This is a genomic window from Kitasatospora sp. Xyl93, from assembly GCF_055383135.1.
The window spans coordinates 5,484,456-5,504,516 of record NZ_AP029185.1; the positions used below are offsets into that span (position 1 = coordinate 5,484,456).

16 protein-coding genes are annotated in these 20,061 nt (G+C 73.3%); 15 read left to right on the forward strand and 1 reads right to left on the reverse strand.

Features of this window, described 5'->3' with window-relative positions; all coding sequences use genetic code 11:
• Window positions 1-4: 4 nt before the first annotated feature.
• The 3 genes from ACZ5GH_RS24365 to ACZ5GH_RS24375 are packed head-to-tail and all read left to right on the forward strand — an operon-like array spanning window position 5 to window position 5,399.
• Window positions 5-1,462 (forward strand): lysine N(6)-hydroxylase/L-ornithine N(5)-oxygenase family protein, encoded by a 1,458-nt coding sequence (locus tag ACZ5GH_RS24365; RefSeq protein WP_464335228.1) that lies wholly within the window; start codon window positions 5-7, stop codon window positions 1,460-1,462.
• Window positions 1,440-3,263: an IucA/IucC family protein gene (locus ACZ5GH_RS24370; RefSeq protein ID WP_464335229.1), complete on the forward strand. Its 1,824-nt coding sequence runs from the start codon at window positions 1,440-1,442 to the stop codon at window positions 3,261-3,263. The genes ACZ5GH_RS24365 and ACZ5GH_RS24370 overlap by 23 nt, the downstream gene beginning before the upstream one ends.
• 12 nt (window positions 3,264-3,275) lie before the next feature.
• Complete coding sequence (locus ACZ5GH_RS24375) at window positions 3,276-5,399, forward strand: ATP-dependent DNA helicase (protein ID WP_464335230.1); 2,124 nt, start codon at window positions 3,276-3,278, stop codon at window positions 5,397-5,399.
• A gap of 85 nt (window positions 5,400-5,484) precedes the next feature.
• On the opposite strand, the gene lexA is transcribed toward ACZ5GH_RS24375, so the two are convergent.
• The gene (lexA, locus tag ACZ5GH_RS24380) at window positions 5,485-6,147 is read right to left on the reverse strand and encodes a transcriptional repressor LexA (protein ID WP_464336859.1); all 663 of its coding nucleotides are present in this window, start codon (window positions 6,145-6,147) and stop codon (window positions 5,485-5,487) included.
• Window positions 6,148-6,709: 562 nt separating this feature from the next.
• On the opposite strand from lexA, the gene nrdR reads away from it, so the two are divergent.
• The 12 genes from nrdR to ACZ5GH_RS24440 all read left to right on the forward strand — a co-directional run bounded on the left by nrdR (window position 6,710) and on the right by ACZ5GH_RS24440 (window position 19,931).
• Window positions 6,710-7,210 (forward strand): transcriptional regulator NrdR, encoded by a 501-nt coding sequence (gene nrdR, locus ACZ5GH_RS24385; protein ID WP_387759488.1) that lies wholly within the window; start codon window positions 6,710-6,712, stop codon window positions 7,208-7,210.
• 206 nt (window positions 7,211-7,416) lie between these two features.
• Complete coding sequence (locus ACZ5GH_RS24390; RefSeq protein WP_387759489.1) at window positions 7,417-10,308, forward strand: vitamin B12-dependent ribonucleotide reductase; 2,892 nt, start codon at window positions 7,417-7,419, stop codon at window positions 10,306-10,308.
• A gap of 170 nt (window positions 10,309-10,478) precedes the next feature.
• A complete protein-coding gene (locus ACZ5GH_RS24395; protein ID WP_464336860.1) occupies window positions 10,479-11,243 on the forward strand; it encodes an SDR family oxidoreductase in 765 nt (254 codons plus the stop codon).
• Between the two features lie 58 nt (window positions 11,244-11,301).
• Window positions 11,302-11,538, forward strand: a complete 237-nt coding sequence (locus tag ACZ5GH_RS24400; protein WP_387759491.1) for an RNA polymerase subunit sigma-70 — start codon at window positions 11,302-11,304, stop codon at window positions 11,536-11,538.
• A 2-nt stretch (window positions 11,539-11,540) separates the two neighbouring features.
• Window positions 11,541-12,107 carry a Clp protease N-terminal domain-containing protein gene (locus ACZ5GH_RS24405; protein ID WP_464335231.1) on the forward strand — a complete coding sequence of 189 codons (567 nt, stop codon included), beginning with the start codon at window positions 11,541-11,543 and terminating at the stop codon, window positions 12,105-12,107.
• 274 nt (window positions 12,108-12,381) lie between these two features.
• Window positions 12,382-14,211, forward strand: coding sequence for a sensor histidine kinase (locus ACZ5GH_RS24410; protein ID WP_464335232.1), 1,830 nt, complete (start codon window positions 12,382-12,384; stop codon window positions 14,209-14,211).
• Window positions 14,211-14,645: a roadblock/LC7 domain-containing protein gene (locus ACZ5GH_RS24415; protein WP_387759497.1), complete on the forward strand. Its 435-nt coding sequence runs from the start codon at window positions 14,211-14,213 to the stop codon at window positions 14,643-14,645. Before ACZ5GH_RS24410 ends, ACZ5GH_RS24415 begins: the two co-directional genes overlap by 1 nt.
• On the forward strand, window positions 14,642-15,010 hold the full coding sequence (locus ACZ5GH_RS24420) for a DUF742 domain-containing protein (protein ID WP_401116657.1): 369 nt from the start codon (window positions 14,642-14,644) through the stop codon (window positions 15,008-15,010). Before ACZ5GH_RS24415 ends, ACZ5GH_RS24420 begins: the two co-directional genes overlap by 4 nt.
• Window positions 14,991-15,728 (forward strand): GTP-binding protein, encoded by a 738-nt coding sequence (locus ACZ5GH_RS24425; protein WP_387759501.1) that lies wholly within the window; start codon window positions 14,991-14,993, stop codon window positions 15,726-15,728. Before ACZ5GH_RS24420 ends, ACZ5GH_RS24425 begins: the two co-directional genes overlap by 20 nt.
• Window positions 15,725-16,969 carry a cytochrome P450 gene (locus ACZ5GH_RS24430; RefSeq protein WP_387759503.1) on the forward strand — a complete coding sequence of 415 codons (1,245 nt, stop codon included), beginning with the start codon at window positions 15,725-15,727 and terminating at the stop codon, window positions 16,967-16,969. The genes ACZ5GH_RS24425 and ACZ5GH_RS24430 overlap by 4 nt, the downstream gene beginning before the upstream one ends.
• Window positions 16,970-17,044: 75 nt before the next feature.
• Window positions 17,045-18,259, forward strand: a complete 1,215-nt coding sequence (locus tag ACZ5GH_RS24435) for a cytochrome P450 family protein (RefSeq protein WP_387759505.1) — start codon at window positions 17,045-17,047, stop codon at window positions 18,257-18,259.
• A 286-nt stretch (window positions 18,260-18,545) separates the two neighbouring features.
• Entirely contained in the window at window positions 18,546-19,931 is a 1,386-nt protein-coding gene (locus tag ACZ5GH_RS24440) for an ABC transporter substrate-binding protein (RefSeq protein ID WP_464335233.1), read from the forward strand.
• The last annotated feature ends 130 nt before the right edge of the window (window positions 19,932-20,061 follow it).

Here is a 20,061-nt window from a genome sequence, read left to right on the forward strand (position 1 = left end):
CCCTGTGGACACCTCGACACCCCCCGCGTACGACCTGCTCGGCGTCGGCATCGGCCCGTTCAACCTCTCGCTCGCCGCGCTCGCCGAGCCCGTCCCCGGCCTGCGCACGCTCTTCTGCGACCAGCGCCCGGAGTTCCGCTGGCACCACGGCATGCTCGTGGACGGAGCCCGGATGCAGGTGCCGTTCCTCGCCGACCTGGTCTCCCTGGTCGACCCGACCAGCCCGTGGTCCTTCCTCAACTACCTGCGCGAGCAGGACCGGCTGTTCCCGTTCTACTTCGCCGAGCGCTTCCAGCTGCCCCGCCGCGAGTACGACCACTACTGCCGCTGGGCCGCCGAACGGCTGGCCAACTGCCGCTTCGGCACCGAGGTCACCGCCCTGCGCTGGGACGCGCCCTGGTACCGCGTCGAGCTGACCGACACCGCGACCGGTCGGCGCTCCGAGGCCCGGGCCCGCAACATCGCCCTCGGCGTCGGCACCCGGCCGGTACTGCCGGAGGCCTTCGCCCCGCTGGCCGGCCACCCGCGGGCCTTCCACTCCGCCGAGTACCTGGACCGCCGCGCCGACCTGGCCGGCGCCCGGGACATCACCGTGGTCGGCAGCGGACAGTCGGGCGCCGAGGTCTTCCTCGACCTGCTCCGGCGCCACGAGGGCGACGGCGTCCGGCTGCGCTGGCTCACCCGGACCAGGGCGCTCGCCCCCATGGAGTACTCCAAGCTCGGCCTGGAGCACTTCACCCCCGACTACACCCGGTACTTCCACGGCCTGCCCGCCCCCGTCCGGGACGCGCTGGTCGCCGCCCAGTGGCAGCTGCACAAGGCCGCCAGCGCCGAGACCCTCGCCGAGATCCACGACCACCTCTACGAGCGCACCATCGGCCGCCCGATCGGCACCGCCCCGGTCGAGATCACCCCCGGCACCGCCGTCGACACGGCCCGCCCCGGCCCCTGCGGCGGCCTCGAACTGCACTGCCGGCACACCGACTCCGGCGCCGAGCACCTGCTGCGCACCGACGCCGTGGTGCTCGCCACCGGCTACCGGGCGGCCCGCCCGGCCGCGCTCGAACCGCTCGCCGGACTGATCGACTGGGACGAGGCCGGGCGCTACCGGGTCGACCTGCACCACCGGGTTGCCACCCGGCCCGAGCTCACCGGCGGGCTGTACGTCCAGAACGCCGAGCTGCACACCCACGGCGTCGGCACCCCCGACCTCGGGCTCGGCGCCCACCGGGCCGCCGTGATCCTCAACGCCGTCACCGGGCGCACCGTCCACCGGCTGCCCGACCGCACCGCCTGGACCGGCTTCGCGCCGCCCGCCGCCTCCGCGCCCGCCCCGGCCGCCAGCTCCGCGCCCGCCCCGGCCGCCGCCGCTGCTCCCGTCCCCGCTCCCGCGACCCCCGACCGGACCCCCGCCGTCCCCCGCCCCCAGGAGTTGACCCGTGCCGCAACCGTCGGCCGCTGAACCGCCGCTCCACCTGCCCCCGCACCTCACCGCCGGGCACTGGCAGCGGGCCGGCCGCGCCCTGCTGGCCAAGATGCTGGGCGAGTTCGCCTACGAGGAGCTGCTCCGGCCAGTCCCCGGCGACGCTCCCGGCGAGTACCGGCTGGAGCTGCCCGAGGCCGAGTACCGCTTCACCGCCCGGCGCGGCGCCTACGACAGCTGGCAGGTCGACCCGGACTCCGTCCGCTGCGACCGCCCCGACGGCCTGGACCCGCTGCGCTTCCTCCCGTACGCCCGGCAGACCCTCGGCATGCGCGGCGAGACCACCGGCCACCTGATCCGCGAGCTGTGCGCCACCCTGACCGCCGACGCCCGCCAGCTCGCCACCGCGCTGACCGCCGCCGAACTCGCCGACCTCGACCACACCGCCCTGGAGGGGAGGCAGACCGGCCACCCCTGGATCGTCCCCAACAAGGGCCGGATCGGCTTCTCCGCCGCCGACGCCGCCCGCTGGGCCCCGGAGGCCCGCAGCCCGCGCCCGCTGCCCTGGATCGCGGTGCACCGCCGGCTCGCCGAGTACCGCGGGGTGCCCGGCCTGGAACGGCCCGAGCAGCTCTACGCCCGCGAGCTGGACGACGTGGACGCGCTGCGCGCCGCGCTCGGCCCGGACGCCGAGGACTACCTGCTGCTGCCCGTCCACCCCTGGCAGTGGGAGGAGACGGTCCTGCCGCTGTTCGCCCCCTGGATCGCCTCCGGCGAGATCGTCCCGCTGCCCTCGGACGGCGACCCACGGCTGCCCCAGCAGTCCATCCGCTCCTTCTTCAACACCGCCCACCCCGAGCGCTGCACCGTCAAGCTGCCGCTGTCCATCCTCAACACCCTGGTCTGGCGCGGCCTGCCGGTCGAGCGCACGCTGGCCGCGCCCACCGTCACCGCCTGGCTGCTCGGGCTGCGCGACGCCGACCCGTACCTGCGCGACGAGTGCCGGGTCGTCCTGCTCGGCGAGATCGCCTCCGTCACCGTCGACCACCCGCTCTACCGCGAGCTGCCCGAGGCCCCCTACCAGTACAAGGAGCTGCTCGGCGCGATCTGGCGCCAGCCGCTCGGCCCCTTCCTGGAGGGCGGCGAGCGGGCCCGCACCCTGGCCGCGCTGCTGCAGACCGGCTCCGACGGGCGGGCGCTCGCCGCCGAGCTGATCGAGCGCTCAGGCCTGCGCCCCGGAGACTGGACCGCCCGGCTGTTCGCCGCGATGATGCCGCCGCTGCTGCACTTCCTCTACCGCTACGGCCTCGTCTTCTCCCCGCACGGCGAGAACGCGATCGTCGTCTTCGACCCGTCCGACGTACCGGTCCGGCTCGCGGTCAAGGACTTCGTGGACGACGTCAACCTCAGCGCGCAGAGCCTGCCCGAACTGCACGGCCTGCCCCCCGAGGTGGCCGAGGTGCTGCTGCGGGAGAGCCCGCAGGGGCTCTGCCAGTTCATCCACTCAGGGCTGTTCATCGGCGTCTTCCGCTACCTCGCCCCGCTGCTGGAGGCGCAGACCGGGCTGCCCGAGACCGAGTTCTGGGCCCTGCTGCGCGCCGAGGTGCTCCGCTACCAGGACCGCTTCCCCGAGCTGCGCGAGCGCTTCGAGCTGTTCGACCTGTTCCGCCCCCGGATCGACCGGCTCTGCCTCAACCGCAACCGGCTGCTGCTGGACGGCTACCAGGACCGCCCGCACCGCCCGCACGCCGCCCGGTACGGGACCGTGCCGAACGCGCTGGTCGCCGTGGACGTGCGACAGCCCGGAGAACGGGACCGGATTGTCACCCCCGCCCCGTAGGCTGGGAGCGTCATGACGAACGACTCCGAATCCCACGACTCCGAATCCCAGCGGGCGGCGGACCTCGGCGACGAGGCCGAGGAAGCCGTCGCCGTCCCGCGCTCGCGGATCCCCGAGCTGCTGCACGCCGCGGTGGCGGCCGTCGGCGGCGTGGAGCGCCCCGGCCAGGCCCGGATGGCCGAGGCCGTCGCCGCCGCCGTCGACCACGGTGAGCACCTGCTCGTCCAGGCCGGCACCGGCACCGGCAAGTCCCTGGCCTACCTGGTGCCCGCGCTGGCCCACGGCGACCGCGTGGTGGTCGCCACCGCCACCCTGGCACTGCAACGGCAGCTGGTGGAGCGGGACTTGCCGCGCACCGTCGAGGCGCTGCACCCGGTGCTGCGCCGCCGCCCGCTGTTCGCGATGCTCAAGGGCCGCTCCAACTACCTGTGCCTGCACCGGGCCAACGAGGGCACCCCGAGCGACGAGGGCGAGGGCCTGTTCGATCCGGTGGACGCGCTCGGCGGCCCCACCGGGAAGCTCGGGCAGGACGTGCTGCGGCTGCGCGAGTGGGCCGACGAGACCGACACCGGGGACCGCGACGACCTCAGCCCCGGCGTCTCCGACAAGGCCTGGGCCCAGCTCTCGGTCACCTCCAAGGAGTGCCTGGGCGCCACCCGCTGCCCCTACGGGCAGGAGTGCTTCGCGGAGAAGGCCCGGGAGCGGGCCAAGCTGGCGGACGTCGTGGTCACCAACCACGCGATGCTCGCGATCGACGCGATCGAGGGCGCGCCGGTGCTGCCCGAGCACGGGCTGCTGATCGTCGACGAGGCGCACGAGCTGGTCAACCGGGTCACCGGAGCGGCCACCGCGGAGCTGACCGTCGGGGCGGTCAACCGGGCCGTGAAGCGGGCCGCGCGGCTGGCCAACGAGAAGGCGGTGGACGCGCTCCAGGCCGCCGCCGAGAACTACCACGGCCTGATGGAGACGGCCCAGCCCGGCCGGGTCGAGGAGCTGCCCGAGTACCTGGCGTACGCGGTCACCGCGATCCGCGACGCCTCCCGCCAGGTGATCACCTCGCTGGGCGAGACCAGGGACAAGGGGCTCAGCGACGAGGACGCCGTCCGCAAGCAGGCGATGGCCTCGGCCGAGGCGCTGCACGAGACGGCCGACCGGCTGCTGGAGGACTCCGAGTACGACGTGGTCTGGATCGAGCGCAGCGACCGCTACGGGCTGGGCGCCGCCTCGCTGCGGGTCGCCCCGCTGAGCGTCTCCGGGCTGCTGCGCGAGGGGCTGTACAAGGAGCGCTCGGTCGTCCTCACCTCGGCCACGCTCAAGCTCGGCGGGGACTTCAACGGCGTCGCCGCCTCGGTCGGCCTGCCCTCCGAGGCGCGGCTGCCGGACGTCCGCACCGCCGGGGACAACCCCGAACCGGGCTTCGGGGAGGATGCCGTCCCGCACTGGCGCGGGATCGACGTCGGCTCGCCGTTCAAGTACCCCAAGCAGGGCATCCTGTACGTCGCCAAGCATCTGGCCGACCCCGGGCGGGACCCGGAACGGCCGGACATGCTGGACGAGTTGGCCGAGCTGATCGGCGCGGCCGGCGGGCGGACGCTGGGCCTGTTCTCCTCGATGCGCGGTGCCCAGACGGCCGCCGAGGCGATGCGCGAGCGGCTGGACCACCGCGTCCTGCTCCAGGGCGAGGACACCCTGGGCGAGTTGATCCGGGAGTTCGCCTCGGACGCGACCACCTGCCTGTTCGGCACGCTCTCGCTCTGGCAGGGCGTGGACGTGCCCGGCTCGGCCTGCCAGCTGGTCGTGATGGACCGGATCCCGTTCCCCCGGCCGGACGACCCGCTGATGAGCGCCCGCCAGAAGGACGTCGAACAGCGCGGCGGGAACGGCTTCATGGCCGTCGCGGCGACGCACGCGGCGCTGCTGATGGCCCAGGGCGCGGGCCGGCTGGTGCGCGCGGCCGACGACCGGGGCGTGGTCGCGGTGCTGGACCCTCGGGTGGAGACCAAGCGGTACGGGGGCTTCTTCAGGTCCTCGATGCCGGAGTTCTGGTACACCACGGACCGCAACCAGGTGCGCCGCTCGCTGGCGGCGATCGACGCCTCGGCGGCGCCGGTGCGACCGGTGGTGAAGCGGGGCTGAGCGGCCCCCGGAAACGCCGGAGGGGCTCCTCGCGGATCGCGATGAGCCCCTCCCCGGTGTGTGCGGCGGCCGGCCGCCGGGGCGCTCAGAGCCGGCGCAGGACCGCGACGACCTTGCCCAGGATGGTCGCGTTGTCGCCGTTGATCGGCTCGTACGCCGGGTTGTGCGGCAGCAGCCAGATCCGGCCGTCCTCGCGCTTGAGCCGCTTGACGGTGGCCTCGCCGTCGATCATCGCGGCCACGATGTCGCCGTTCTCGGCGACCGGCTGGCGGCGCACGGTGACCCAGTCGCCGTCGCAGATGGCCGCCTCGATCATCGAGTCGCCGCGCACGGTGAGCGCGAACAGCTCGCCCTCGCCGACCAGCTGGCGGGGCAGCGGGAAGACGTCCTCGACCGTCTGCTCGGCCAGGATCGGCCCGCCGGCGGCGATCCGGCCGACCAGCGGGACGTAGGAGGTGGACGGGCGGCCGGCCGTCTCGGCGGTGTTCGGACGGGCCACCTCGACGCCGCGGACCTCGTACGCGCGCGGGCGGTGCGGGTCCCGGCGCAGGAAGCCCTTGCGCTCCAGGGCCATCAGCTGGTGGGCGACCGAGGAGGTGCTGGACAGGCCGACGGCCTGGCCGATCTCGCGCATGGACGGCGGGTAGCCGCGCCGCTGGACGGAATCCCGGATGACCTCGATCACCCGGCGCTGGCGCTCGGTGAGACCCGCCTCGTCGGTGCGGATGCCGGGGGGGCGGCCGGGCATGGCGCGGGCGGGGGAGGGGTGGGCGTCGTCCACGGCGGCGGAGTGTTCGATCGGCTGGTCGGGAACGCGGGGCGCGCCGGAAAGGGCCGCGCCGGGGAGACGGTGGTCTTCGCTACGGTCCATGCTGATGTCCAGACCCTGCTGATTCGTGGTGCGCTGCCCCACCTTGAACTGGGAGTGTTCCTGCACCGGGATGGTGTTGCTTTCGATCGTGTTCACGGCGGCCCCTCTCGACGGCTGTCCTCTCCCCTTTTCCAGCCCAACGCGCCTCCTATCGAAAGGTTGCGCCAAACACACGTTCGAGTGAATTATTCGGGAGTTGACTGACTCGATCAAGGCTTTGTTGTACATCGAGTAAATGTTCGAGCAGAACTCGACCACGGCAGTCTAATCGGCACCGACACGCCAAGGTGCTCACCTCCCCCCGAGGCCTACATGTAGTGGCTACAGTCCTCTCCGTGCCCAGTACTAGTGGTCGCCCCGCATGATCAGCTTGCCGAGGCCGGGGGCGCATCGCATAGACTCAACCGGTCCGAACGTTCTGCCAGGGAGGGATCCCGAGGTGCACTGCCCCTTCTGCCGGCACTCCGACAGCCGTGTTGTCGACAGCCGGACCACCGAGGACGGCAGCTGCATCCGCCGTCGTCGGCAGTGCCCGGACTGCGGCCGCCGCTTCACCACGGTGGAGACGGCCGCGCTGATGGTCATCAAGCGCAGCGGCGTCACCGAGCCGTTCTCCCGGCAGAAGGTCATCACCGGCGTCCGCAAGGCCTGCCAGGGCCGCCCGGTCACCGAGGACGCGCTGGCCCAGCTCGGCCAGCGGGTCGAGGAGTGCGTGCGCGCCAGCGGCAACGCCGAGCTGACCACCCACGACGTGGGGCTGGCCATACTCGGTCCGCTCAAGGAGCTCGACGTGGTCGCGTACCTGCGCTTCGCCTCCGTGTACCAGGCGTACGACGGACTGGAAGACTTCGAGGCCGCCATCGCGGAACTCCGCGCCGAGCGGCCCCACACCCCCGAGGCGGACGACACCCGCGTGTCCGTCTCCACCGCCGCGCCCTAGGAGGCACCGGCGCCGGGCCCCGACGGGCCCCTCCGCACCACCACGGCCCCACGGGGCCCACGCGTGCCCGAAATATGGGCACAGAACACTACAAACCGTGCGTAAGCAGGCGAGGTCTCCGCCTGCCCGCACACCGGAAGAACGAACCAGCAGTGCCCGGACTTTTCGGGGCACTTCGGGCGTTTGCCCAGGAGGAGGAGCGAGAAGTGACAGACACCACGAGCGGTTCCGCACGCGGGTCGAAGTCCGAGAAGGCCGCGGCCAAGGGCGCCAAGGCCCCGAAGGGCGGTCTCCGGATGGAGCGCATCTACACCACTCCTGGCGTGCACCCGTACGACGAGGTCCGCTGGGAGCGGCGTGACGTCGTGATGACCAACTGGCGCGACGGCTCGATCAACTTCGAGCAGCGCGGCGTCGAGTTCCCCGACTTCTGGTCGGTCAACGCCGTCAACATCGTCACGTCCAAGTACTTCCGCGGCGCCGTCGGCACCCCGCAGCGCGAGTGGAGCCTCAAGCAGATCATCGACCGCGTGGTGCTCACCTACCGCGCGGCCGGCGAGAAGCACGGCTACTTCGCCACCAAGGACGACGCCGAGATCTTCGAGCACGAGCTGACCCACGCCCTCCTCCACCAGGTGTTCAGCTTCAACTCGCCGGTCTGGTTCAACGTCGGCACCAAGCAGCCCCAGCAGGTCAGCGCCTGCTTCATCCTGTCCGTCGACGACTCCATGGAGTCGATCCTCGACTGGTACAAGGAAGAGGGCATGATCTTCAAGGGCGGCTCCGGCGCCGGCCTCAACCTCTCCCGGATCCGCTCCTCCAAGGAGCTGCTCTCCTCCGGCGGCAACGCCTCCGGCCCGGTCTCCTTCATGCGCGGCGCCGATGCCTCGGCCGGCACCATCAAGTCCGGTGGCGCCACCCGCCGCGCGGCCAAGATGGTCGTGCTCGACGTGGACCACCCGGACGTCGAGGCCTTCATCGAGACCAAGGTGAAGGAGGAGGAGAAGATCCGCGCCCTGCGCGACGCGGGCTTCGACATGGACCTCGGCGGCGACGACATCGCCTCCGTCCAGTACCAGAACGCCAACAACTCGGTCCGCGTCAACGACGAATTCATGACCGCCGTCGAGAACGGCACCGAATTCGGCCTGCGCGCCCGGATGACCGGCGAGGTCATCGAGACCGTCGACGCCAAGAAGCTGTTCCGCAAGATGGCCGAGGCCGCCTGGGCCTGCGCCGACCCCGGTATCCAGTACGACACCACGATCAACCACTGGCACACCTGCCCGGAGTCCGGCCGCATCAACGCGTCCAACCCCTGCTCCGAGTACATGCACCTGGACAACTCCAGCTGCAACCTCGCCTCGCTGAACCTGATGAAGTTCCTGCGCGACGACGACTCGTTCGACGCCGCCACCTTCGCCAAGGTCGTCGAGCTGGTCATCACCGCGATGGACATCTCCATCTGCTTCGCGGACTTCCCCACCGAGAAGATCGGCGAGACCACCCGCGCCTACCGCCAGCTCGGCATCGGCTACGCCAACCTCGGCGCCCTGCTGATGGCCACCGGCCACGCCTACGACAGCGAGGGCGGCCGCGCCCTGGCCGGCGCCATCACCTCGCTGATGACCGGCACCGCCTACCGCCGCGGCGCCGAACTCGCCGGTGTGGTCGGCCCGTACGACGGCTACGCCCGCAACGCGACCGCCCACCGGCAGGTCATGAAGCAGCACGCGGACGCCTCGCTGGACGCCGTCTCGGTCGACGACCTGGACTCCCCGGTCTGGCTGGCCGCCAACAGGACCTGGCAGGACGTGCTGCGCATCGGCGCCGAGAACGGATTCCGCAACGCCCAGGCCTCGGTGCTCGCCCCGACCGGCACCATCGGCCTGATGATGGACTGCGACACCACCGGCGTCGAGCCCGACCTGGCCCTGGTCAAGTTCAAGAAGCTGGTCGGCGGCGGCTCGATGCAGATCGTCAACGGCACCGTCCCGCGCGCCCTCAAGCGCCTGGGCTACCAGGACGAGCAGATCGAGGCGGTCGTCGCCCACATCGCCGAGCACGGCAACGTGGTGGACGCCCCGGGCCTGAAGCCCGAGCACTACGAGGTGTTCGACTGCGCGATGGGCGAGCGCGTCATCTCGGCCATGGGCCACGTTCGGATGATGGCCGCGATCCAGCCCTGGATCTCCGGCGCCATCTCCAAGACCGTGAACATGCCCGAGTCCGCCACTGTGGAGGAGATCGAGGAGATCTACTTCGAGGCGTGGAAGATGGGCGTCAAGGCGCTCGCCATCTACCGCGACAACTGCAAGGTGGGCCAGCCGCTCTCGGCCAAGAAGAAGGACTCCGAGACCGCCGGGGCCAAGGCCGAGGAGGCCCCGGCCGCCGTGGTCGAGAAGGTCGTCGAGTACCGCCCGGTCCGCAAGCGCCTGCCCAAGGGCCGTCCGGGCATCACCACCTCCTTCACGGTCGGTGGCGCCGAGGGCTACATGACCGCCAACTCCTACCCGGACGACGGTCTGGGCGAGGTCTTCCTGAAGATGTCCAAGCAGGGCTCGACCCTCGCGGGCATGATGGACGCCTTCTCCATCGCCGTCTCCGTCGGCCTCCAGTACGGCGTGCCCCTGGAGACGTACGTCTCGAAGTTCACCAACATGCGCTTCGAGCCGGCCGGTCTGACCGACGACCCGGACGTGCGGATGGCGCAGTCGATCGTCGACTACATCTTCCGCCGCCTGGCGCTCGACTTCCTGCCGTTCGAGACCCGCTCGGCGCTCGGCATCCACTCCGTCGAGGAGCGCCAGCGCCACCTGGAGACGGGCTCGTACGAGCCGCTGGAGGCCGAGGAGGAGCTGGACACCGAGTCGCTCGCCCAGTCCGCCCCCGTCGCGGCCAAGCCCGTCCAGCCGGCCCCGGCCGTCGAGGCGCCCAAGCCGGCCGCGAAGCAGGCCCACAACTCCACGGAGCTGATGGAGATCCAGCTCGGCCTCAATGCCGACGCCCCGCTCTGCTTCTCCTGCGGCACCAAGATGCGCCGCGCCGGCAGCTGCTACCTCTGCGAGGGCTGCGGCTCCACCAGCGGCTGCAGCTGACCACGCCCGACCCCGGTGGTCGCCTCCTGAGGTGACCCCCTGAAGCGGGGCGAGGACCTTCCCGGTCCTCGCCCCGCTTCTTCGTGTTCCCGGGGGTGCCGATGTCACGTCCGGGGGTGGTGTCCGGTCCGTAGGGGGTGACGGGTTCTGCCGAGAAGGAGTGGTGCGTGATGGGGACGGTGCTGGTGACCGGGGCGACGGGGACGCTCGGGCGGGAGGTGGTGCGGCTGCTGGCGGCGCGCGGGGTGGCGGTGCGGGGGCTGAGCCGGCGGGCGCGGGACGGGGGCGACGGGGTCGAGTGGGTGGTCGGGGACCTGGTGAGCGGGGCCGGGATCGCGGAGGCGGTGGCCGGGGTCGACGTGGTGCTGGACTGCGCGACCACGCAGCGGAAGGCGGACCTGGCGGGGGTGCGGACGCTGGTGGCGCGGGCGCGGGCGCGGGAGGCGGGGGTCCGGCACCTGGTGTACGTGTCGATCGTCGGGGTCGAACGGGTGCCGCTCGCGTACTACCGGACGAAGCTCGCCTGCGAGCGGGTGGTGCGGGAGTCGGGGCTGGGCTGGACGGTGCTGCGGGCGACGCAGTTCCACGACCTGGTGCTGAAGGTCTTCGACGCCTCGGTGAAGCTGCCGGTCTTCCCGGTGTTCGGCGGGGTGCGGTTCCAGCCGGTGGACGTGCGGGAGGTGGCGGCGGCGGTCGCGGACCTGGTGGGGGAGGAGCCGGCCGGGTTCGCGCCGGAGGTGGGCGGCCCGCGGGTGTGGACGTACCGGGAGCTGGCCGAGGCGTACCTGCGGGCGGCGGGCAGGCGGCGGGTGCTGCTGCCGCTGCGGCTGCCGGGGGCGGTCGGCCGGGGGCTGCGGGCGGGCGGGAACCTGACGCCGGAGCGGGCGGTCGGCACCGGGACCTTCGAGGAGGCGCTGGAACGGCGGTTCGGCTGAGCCCCGCGAATGTCAACCAGGGTTGACATTCGCGCGCGTGTCAACCAAAGTTGACGGCATGAGCGAGAGCGGAGAACTCGCGGCCGCCGCGAGCAGTCGTGACCCCGCCGTGGGGCTCCGGGCGGTCCGCGCCCTGCGCGATCTGGCCGATCGCCTGGAGTCCCTGCAGGTGGGCAACGCCCGGTCGCAGGGCTGGTCCTGGCAGGACATCGCGGTCTGCCTCGGGGTGACCAGGCAGGCGGTCCACAAGAAGTACGCGAAGCGCGGTACCCGCGGCGACCAGGACGGAGGCTGAGGATGTTCGAGCGTTTCACCCACGCGGCACGGCAGGTGGTGGTCGCGGCGCAGCAGGAGGCGAGGGAGCTGCGGCACGGCCACGTCGGGACGGAGCACCTGCTGCTCGCCATCCTGGCCCGGACGGACGACCCGGCCGCCGCCGTGCTGACCGGGGCCGGGCTCGACCGGGAGACGGCGCGGCAGGCGGTGCGCCGCCTGTCCGGGGACGGGGACCGGACCCAGGCGCTGGCCTCGATCGGGGTCGACCTGGACGCGGTGCGGGAGGCGGTCGAGTCGGTCTTCGGCGAGGGCGCGCTGGACGCCCCGCCGGAGGAGGAGTCGAAGCGCCGGGGCTGGTTCCGCTCCGGTGGCGGCAAGGGCGGGCGCGTCCCGTTCACGGCCCGGGCGAAGAAGGTGCTGGAGCTGTCCCTGCGCGAGTCGCTGCGGCTGAAGTCGGGGCAGATCGCGGTGGGCCACCTGCTGCTCGGGGTGCTCCGCGAGGGGGAGGGCCTCGGGGCCCGGGTGGTCGCCGACCACGGGCTGGACTTCCAGGCCGTACGGCGGGCGGTGGAGGCGGAACTGGCCTGAGCCCCGGCGCCCGTCGGGCCCGCGGTGGGGCGTCGTCGCCGGCGCCGAGCGGTGCGGACGGAGTGAAAGCAGGAGATTGGCCGTCAACTGGCCGCTTGAGGCCTATGTCTGAATCGATATGATCGGCCGAAAGCGTGAACCGATCAGACGCCCGGAGACGTTTCGTCACGTCTCCGGGCGGTCTGGTATGCGCCCGACCAGCTGTCGGCGGCCGCAACCGTCGCCGACCCGCCGCCCGCGCCGCCGCCCGCCGACGTTGCCGAGGACCGCACCGATGAGAGAAGCCACCAGCCCCGACGGCCGATCGCGCCGACGGCCCGCGCCGCGCACCGTCGCCCTGACCGCGGCGGCCGTGCTGCTGTCGCTGGTCGCCGCGCCGGTCGGCATCGTCCGGGCGTTCGGCGCGCACCAGCCGCTCACCGCCCTCGCGGTGGCCGCCGTCACGGTGCTCTGGCTGATCGCCGTCGGCCTCGCGGCGACCGGCGTCGAGCGCACCCGCGCGCTGACCGAGGACCTGGCCGCGCAGCACGAGGAGACCCGGGCCGCGCTGGTTGCCGCGGGCACGGCCCGGCAGGCCGAGACGGCCGCCGCCGACCGCGCCGGCGCCGCGCTCGCCGAGCGGGACGCCGCCCGGGCCGAGCGGGCCCGCGCCGAGGCGGACGTCACCGCCGCGCACGCCGAACTGGCCCGGCTGCGGGCCGAACTCGACGCCGAGCGGGCCGGGGCGGAGACCGAGCGGGCCCGGGCCGAGGCCGAGCGCGCCGAGCTGGCCGGGATCGCCGAGGGCGTGCTGCCCGAGGTGGTGGCGAAGCTGCGGGCCGGCGCGGCCGTGGACAGCGCGCTGGCCGCCCACCGCAAGCACCCCCAGTACGCGCTGCTGCGGGCCGTCGGCGAGGAGATCGGCCGCGGCGAGCGGCTGCGGGCCGCCGCGCTCGCGGTCTGCGCGACCGCCGCCGGCCGGGTCCAGGCGCTGGCCACGAGCATGCACGCCGAACTGCGCGAGATGCAGCACCGGCACGACGAGGAGGTCCTCGGCGACCTGCTGAGCCTGGACCACTCGACCGCCCAGGCGGGCCGGATGGCCGACAGCATCGCGGTGCTCACCGGTGCCCGCTCGGGCCGCCGCTGGGCCAAGCCGATCGCGGTGGAGTCGGTGCTGCGCGGAGCGCTCGGCCGGATCGGCGCCTACCAGCGGGTGCGGCTGCACAACGCCAGCACCGCCGCGGTCGCCGGGTACGCGGCCGAGGGCGTGATGCACGCGCTGGCCGAACTGCTGGACAACGCCACCAACTTCTCCGCCCCGCCGGCCGAGGTGCACGTCTACGTCGAGGAGGTGCCGGCCGGCCTGGCGGTCACCGTCGAGGACAGCGGGCTGGGCCTGGGCGAGAGCTGGCTGCGCCGGGCCGAGCGGGCCGTCTCCGCCGAGCCGCTGGACCTCACCACGCTCTCCGCCGGTACCCGGCTGGGACTGGCGGTGGTCGGCGTGCTGGCGCGCAAGCACGGGCTGCAGATCTCCTTCCGGCCGTCGGCGCGCGGCGGCACCGGGGTGGTGATGCTGATCCCGCAGCAGCTGGTCACGCACGCACCGGCCGCCACCTCGGCGCCCGTCCAGGCGTCCGTCCCGGCGCAGGCGCCGCCGCCGGAGACCACGCGCCCCGCGCTCACCTCGGCGCGTCCCGCGCCCGCCTCGCTGCCTCCGGCGCTCGCCGCGCCGCGGACCCCCGTCGGGCAGCGGACCTCCGAGGGGCAGCGGACCGCTGCGGGGACGCCGTCCGTCACCGGTACGTCGACCGTCACCGGGACGCCGTCCGCGCCCGCGCTGCCGTCCGCGCCCGCCCGGATGACCGACAGCGGCCTGCCGCAGCGCCGCCGGGGGCAGACGCTGACCGCCAACGCGCCCGCGACGGACCGGACCGCGAAGCCCGTCCGTGGCGACGCGGCGAGCGCGGCCGCCCGGTTCGGCGCGTTCCGCCGGGCCGCCGCCCTGCCCGCGGCGGCCGCGCAGTCCCCCGCCGGGGCGCCGACCACGGACCCCGCCGGGGCGCCGGCCGCGGATCCCGACACCATGCCCGACGCTTCCCCCGTCACCGAGAAGGACACCTGATGAGCAGTGCCACCGACCGTGACCTCGACTGGCTGTTGGAGAACCTGCTGGCGGCGACCCCCGGCACCCGGCACGCCCTGGTCCTCTCCGCCGACGGCCTCAAGCTCTGCCACACCGCCGGACTGAGCACCGACCAGGCCGACCAGCTGGCCGCCATCGCCTCCGGCCTCCAGAGCCTGGCGCACGGCGCCTCGATCGAGTTCGGCGACGGCAGCGGCGGCGTGCGGCAGTCGATGACCGAGTTCCACGGCGGCATCCTGTGCATCGTGGCGGCCGGCGAGGGCGCGCACCTGGCGGTCGTCACGGACGACGAGGCGGACGTCGGCGTGGTCGGCCACAACATGCACGGCCTGATCGAGCAGATCGGGGTCCACCTCAGCGCGCCCGCCCGGGGCGCGGAAGGCGAGGCCGCTCAAGAGAGCGCGACCATATGAGCGGGACGCCGCCGCTGCCGGGCCGTGACGATGACCCGGACCGCCTCTACACCATCACCCGGGGCCGCAGCCGTGCTCCGGAGAACGCCTTCGACCTGGTCACCCTGATCGTCGCCGAGCGGGAGCCGGCGCCCGGCATGCAGTCGGAGCACGCCCGGATCCTGCGGATGTGCGAGGCCCCGACCGCCGTCGTGGAGGTGGCGGCGGAGCTGGCGCTGCCCGTCTCGGTGGTGAAGATCCTGCTCGGCGACCTGCTGGAGTCCGGGGCGGTCACCGCCCGCCACCCCCGGTTCGCGCCGAACAAGGCCAGGCTGCCCGACCTCGACACGCTGAAGCAGGTGCTGCATGGCCTCCAACAGCTCTGACCTCCGGCCCGTCGGCGCGCGCACCCCGCTGCGGGCGACCGCCGACAACGCGCTGAAGATCGTCGTGGTCGGCGGCTTCGGTGTGGGCAAGACCACCCTGGTCGGCTCGGTCAGCGAGATCCGCCCGCTGAACACCGAAGAGGTGATGACCAGGGCGGGCGAGGGCATCGACCCGGCCGGCACCTGGGGCAAGCGCTCCACCACGGTCGCCTTCGACTTCGGCCGGATCACCCTCTCCGCGCGCCAGGTGCTGTACCTGTTCGGCGCGCCCGGGCAGGAGCGCTTCTGGTTCCTCTGGGACCGGCTGTTCAGCGGCGCCCTGGGCGCGGTCGTCCTGGTCGACACCCGGCGGCTGGAGGAGTCCTGGTACGCGATCGACCGGCTGGAGCACCACGGCACGCCGTTCATCGTGGCCCGCAACAACTTCGGCGAGCCCAGCCACACCCTGGAGCAGGTCCGCGAGGCGCTGGACCTGCCGGCCGAGGTGCCGCTGGTGGACTGCGACGCGCGTGACCGGGAGTCCGGCAAGCGGGTGCTGATCACCCTGGTCCACCACCTGGCCGCCCTGGCCGGGGCCGACGAGGCCGCCCTGAGCGACGGGCTCGTTCCGACCGACGGGCTCGTCCCGGCCGACGGCGGTGTCCTGGCCGGAGCGGCCGCCCCGGTCGAGGAGCCCGCCCCGGCCCGCACCGCGACCTACGAGGAGAGCACCCCGTGACCGAGCCCGCCGCCACCCCGCCCCCGGGCTGCCCGGCGCACGCCGGCGCCACGCCGCTGTACGGGCCGCGCTTCCAGACCGACCCGTCCCAGCTCTACCGCGAGCTGCGCGCCGCGCACGGCCCGGTCGCCCCGGTCGAGCTGGCCGGCGGCGTGCCCGCGTGGCTGGTCATCGGCTACCGCGAGCTCCAGCAGGTGACCGGCCAGCCGCAGCTGTTCGGCCGCGACTCCAGCCGCTGGCACGCCTGGGCGACGCTGCCCGCGGACTGGCCGCTGAAGCCGATGATGGCGCCCGTCCCCTCGATCCTCTACGCCGAGGGCGAGGAGCACGTCCGGCGCTCGCGCGCGGTCACCGACGCGCTGGCCGGGATCGACCCGTACGAGCTGCGCAAGCACGCCGAGGAGATCGCCGACCGGCTGATCGACGAGTTCGCCGGGCGCGGCGAGGCCGACCTGGTCGCCGAGTACGCGCACCGGATGCCGCTGCTGGTGCTGTGCCGGGTGCTCGGCCTGGACGAGGAACAGGCGCCGCAGCTGATCGCGGCGCTGCTGGCGATGCTGGACGGCGGTCCGGACGCGCCGGCCGGCGCCCAGCGGCTGCTGGAGCTGATGCTCGCGCTGGTCGAGGAGAAGGCCGAGTACCCGGGCGCCGACGTCGCCTCGCGGATGCTGGCGCACCCGGCCGGGCTGACCCACGACGAGGTGATGCGCGACCTGCGGGTGCTGCTGATCGCCGGCCACCAGCCGAGCTCGTACTGGATCTCCAACGCGCTGCGGCTGATGCTCACCGACGAGCGGTTCGCCGCCTCGCTGGCCGGCGGCCGGCGCAGCATCAGCCAGGCGCTGAACGAGGCGCTCTGGGAGGACACCCCGACCCAGATCTTCGCCGGCCGCTGGGCGGTCCGCGACACCCAGCTGGGCGGCCAGCGGATCGGCGAGGGCGACATGGTGCTGCTCGGCTTCGCCGGGGCCAACGCCGACCCGGCGGTCCGGCAGGCGGACGGCCGGCCGGCGGAGGGGAACCGGGCGCACATGAGCTATTCGTACGGCGAGCACGGCTGTCCGTTCCCGGCCCAGGAGGCGGCCGAGGTGATCGCCACCACCGCGATCGAGGTGCTGCTCGACCGGCTGCCGGACCTGCGGCTGGCGGTGGCCGAGCACGCGCTGGTGTGGCGGCCGTCGGCCTGGGTGCGCGGGCTGGTGGCGCTGCCGGTCTCGTTCACCCCGGGCCACCCGGCCTGATCCCTCGGTACTCGGCTCGACCGGCCGACGCCCGGCCCGACCCACCAACGCCCGTCGTTCGAAAGAGAGCTGTCGATGACCGCTGCCCCGGCCCGAATCGTCCTCGACCCGCTGGCCCGCGACAACGCGGCCGAGGGCGCGCTGCTGCGGGCCGCCGGTCCGGTGGTGCCGGTCGAGCTGCCCGGCGGGGTCGCCGCCTGGGCGGTGACCCGGCACGCCGCCGCGCGCGACCTGTTGACGGACGCCCGGCTGGTGAAGGACGCCGCGCACTGGGCGGCCTACCAGCGCGGCGAGGTGTCGAGGACCTGGCCGCTGATCGGCCTGGCGGTGCCCGGCCCGAGCATGGTGACCACCGACGGCGCCGAGCACCGCCGGCTGCGGGCGCTGGTCGCGCAGGCCTTCACGCCGCGCCGGGTGGAGCTGATGCGCCCGCGCGTCGAGGAGATCACCCACGCGCTGCTGGACGGCCTGGCGGCGGGCGAGCCGGTGGTCGACCTCAAGACCGCCTTCGCCTTCCCGCTGCCGATGACGGTGATCTGCTCGCTGCTGGGCGTGCCGGAGTCGGACCACGGCCTGCTGCGCGACCTGTACGAGCGGTTCTTCGGGACCAAGCCGAACCCGGAGGGCATCCAGGCGACCGTCGCCGGACTGAACGCCTTCGTGAACGGCCTGGTGGCGCAGCGCCGTTCGGCGCCGGGCGAGGACCTGGCGAGCGTGCTGCTGGCGGCCGACACCGAGGGCGGGGCGCTGACCGACGCGGAGGCGGCGGCCACCCTGCGGGTGATCATCGCGGCCGGCCACGAGACCACGGTGAACCTGATCGGCAACGCGGTGCGGGCCCTGCTGGCCCACCCGGACCAGCTGGAGCTGGTGCGCTCGGGCCAGGTGTCCTGGGACGCGGTGGTGGAGGAGTCGCTCCGCTGGACGCCGCCGACCAGCAACTTCCTGTTCCGCTTCACCGCCGAGCCGGTTCCGGTCGGCGAGGTGGTGATCCCGGCCGGCGAGGCGGTGCTGGTGTCGTACAACGCGATCGGCCGCGACCCGCTCCAGCACGGGGTGACGGCCGAGGTCTTCGACATCACCCGGGACCCGACCCGCCACCTGTCCTTCGGCCACGGCCCGCACGTCTGCCCGGGCTCCCCGCTGGCCCGGCTGGAGGCGGGGATCGCGCTGCCCGCGCTGTTCGAGCGCTTCCCGGGGCTGTCGCTCGCGGTGCCGGAAGGCGAGCTGCGGCCGAGCCCCTCGCTGGTGGTGAACAGTCTGCTGGAGCTGCCGGTCCGACTGTTCTGACGTGCCGTCACGTTGTGGGGCCCCGGCCGGTTTTCCGGTCGGGGCCTTCGACTTCTGGCGGTGGCGTTCCGGGAAGTGCCTGGTCGCGGGTCACGGTCAGGACACCGGCTTGTGAAGGTCGAACATGGACCTTGGCGAGGGGCGGCGGCTGCGTTAACGTCTTCGATCAGTCCGGCCGCCGTTCGTTCGTGATCCCGTCCGCGATTCCCCCTGCAGGCCCATCTCCGGTACAGCGCAATGTCGTTCAGCCCAACGTCGGCAGCACGCCTTGGCGAGGAGAACCGCATTGACCCTCAACCCGACCGCGCCGCACCAGAGGTCCCGCCGCCGTCTGGCCGCCTTGCCCGCCCTGCTGGCGGCGCTGGCCCTGACCGCGGCCTGCTCCAACAGCTCCGGCGGATCGGGCGGCGGAGGCGGATCGGCCGCGTCGCTGTCCGGTGAATGCGCCGGGTTCCAGCCGTACGCCGGGCATTCCGGTACCACCGTGACGATGTTCGCCTCGATCCTGAACCCGGAGTCGGACAACCTGGAGAAGTCCTGGGCCGAGTTCAGCAAGTGCACCGGGATCAGGATCAGCTACGAGGGGTCGAACGACTTCGAGTCGCAGCTGCCGGTCCGGGTCTCCGGCGGCAACGCCCCGGACTTCGCGATCATCCCGCAGCCGGGCCTGCTGGCGCAGATGGTGAAGAGCGGCAAGGTGGTGAAACCGCCCGCCCAGACCGTCGCCAACCAGGACCGGTGGAGCCCGATCTGGAAGACCTACGGCTCGGTCAACGGCACCTTCTACGCGGCCCCGATGAGCGCCAACATGAAGTCCCTGGTCTGGTACTCGCCGAAGGCCTTCAAGGCGGCCGGCTACGAGGTGCCCAAGACCTGGGCGGACCTGATGGCGCTCAGCGACAGGATCGCCAAGGCGGGCGGCGCCAAGCCGTGGTGCGGCGGCATCGCCTCCGGGACGGCCACCGGCTGGCCGGCCACCGACTGGCTGGAGGAGGTGGTGCTGGGCTCGTACGGCGGCGAGGTGTACGACCAGTGGGTCGGCCACCAGGTGAAGTTCTCCGACCAGCGGATCACCACCGCGATGAAGACGGTCGCCGACTGGATGCAGAACCCGGCCTGGGTCAACGCGGGCTTCGGCGACGTGAAGTCCATCGCCACCACCACCTTCCAGGAGGCGGGCACCCCGATCCTGAGCGGCAAGTGCCAGCTGCTCCAGCAGGCCTCGTTCTACGAGGCGCAGTGGCCCAAGGGCACCAAGGTCGGCCCGGACGGGGACGTCTTCGCCTTCCGCCTGCCCGCCGTCAACCCGTCGATCGCCAACCCGGTCGAGGGCGGCGGCGAGTTCCTGGCGGCCTTCTCCAGCCGGCCCGAGGTGCAGGCGGTGCAGAACTACCTGTCCAGCTCGGACTGGGCGAGCAGCCGGGTGAGGACCGCGAGCGGCTGGGTCTCGGCCAACCAGGGCGTGGACAAGAGCCTCTACACCGACCCGATCGACAAGCTGTCGGCCGAGGCCCTGACCGACCCGGCGGCGACCTTCCGCTTCGACGGCTCCGACCTGATGCCCGCCGCCGTGGGCGCCGGGCAGGAGTGGAAGTCGCTGACCGCCTGGTTCGCGGAGGGGCAGTCGATCCAGAAGACCGCTGCCGACATCGACGCCGCCTGGCCGCAGTAGCCGACGCGCCGGGCGCGGACCGGTCGAGGCGCCGGGCCGCTTCCGAGGCGTCGGACCGCTTTCGAGGCCTCGGGCCGAACCGGTCGAGACCCCGGGCCGGACCAGCCGAGGCGTTGAGCCGCTTCCGACC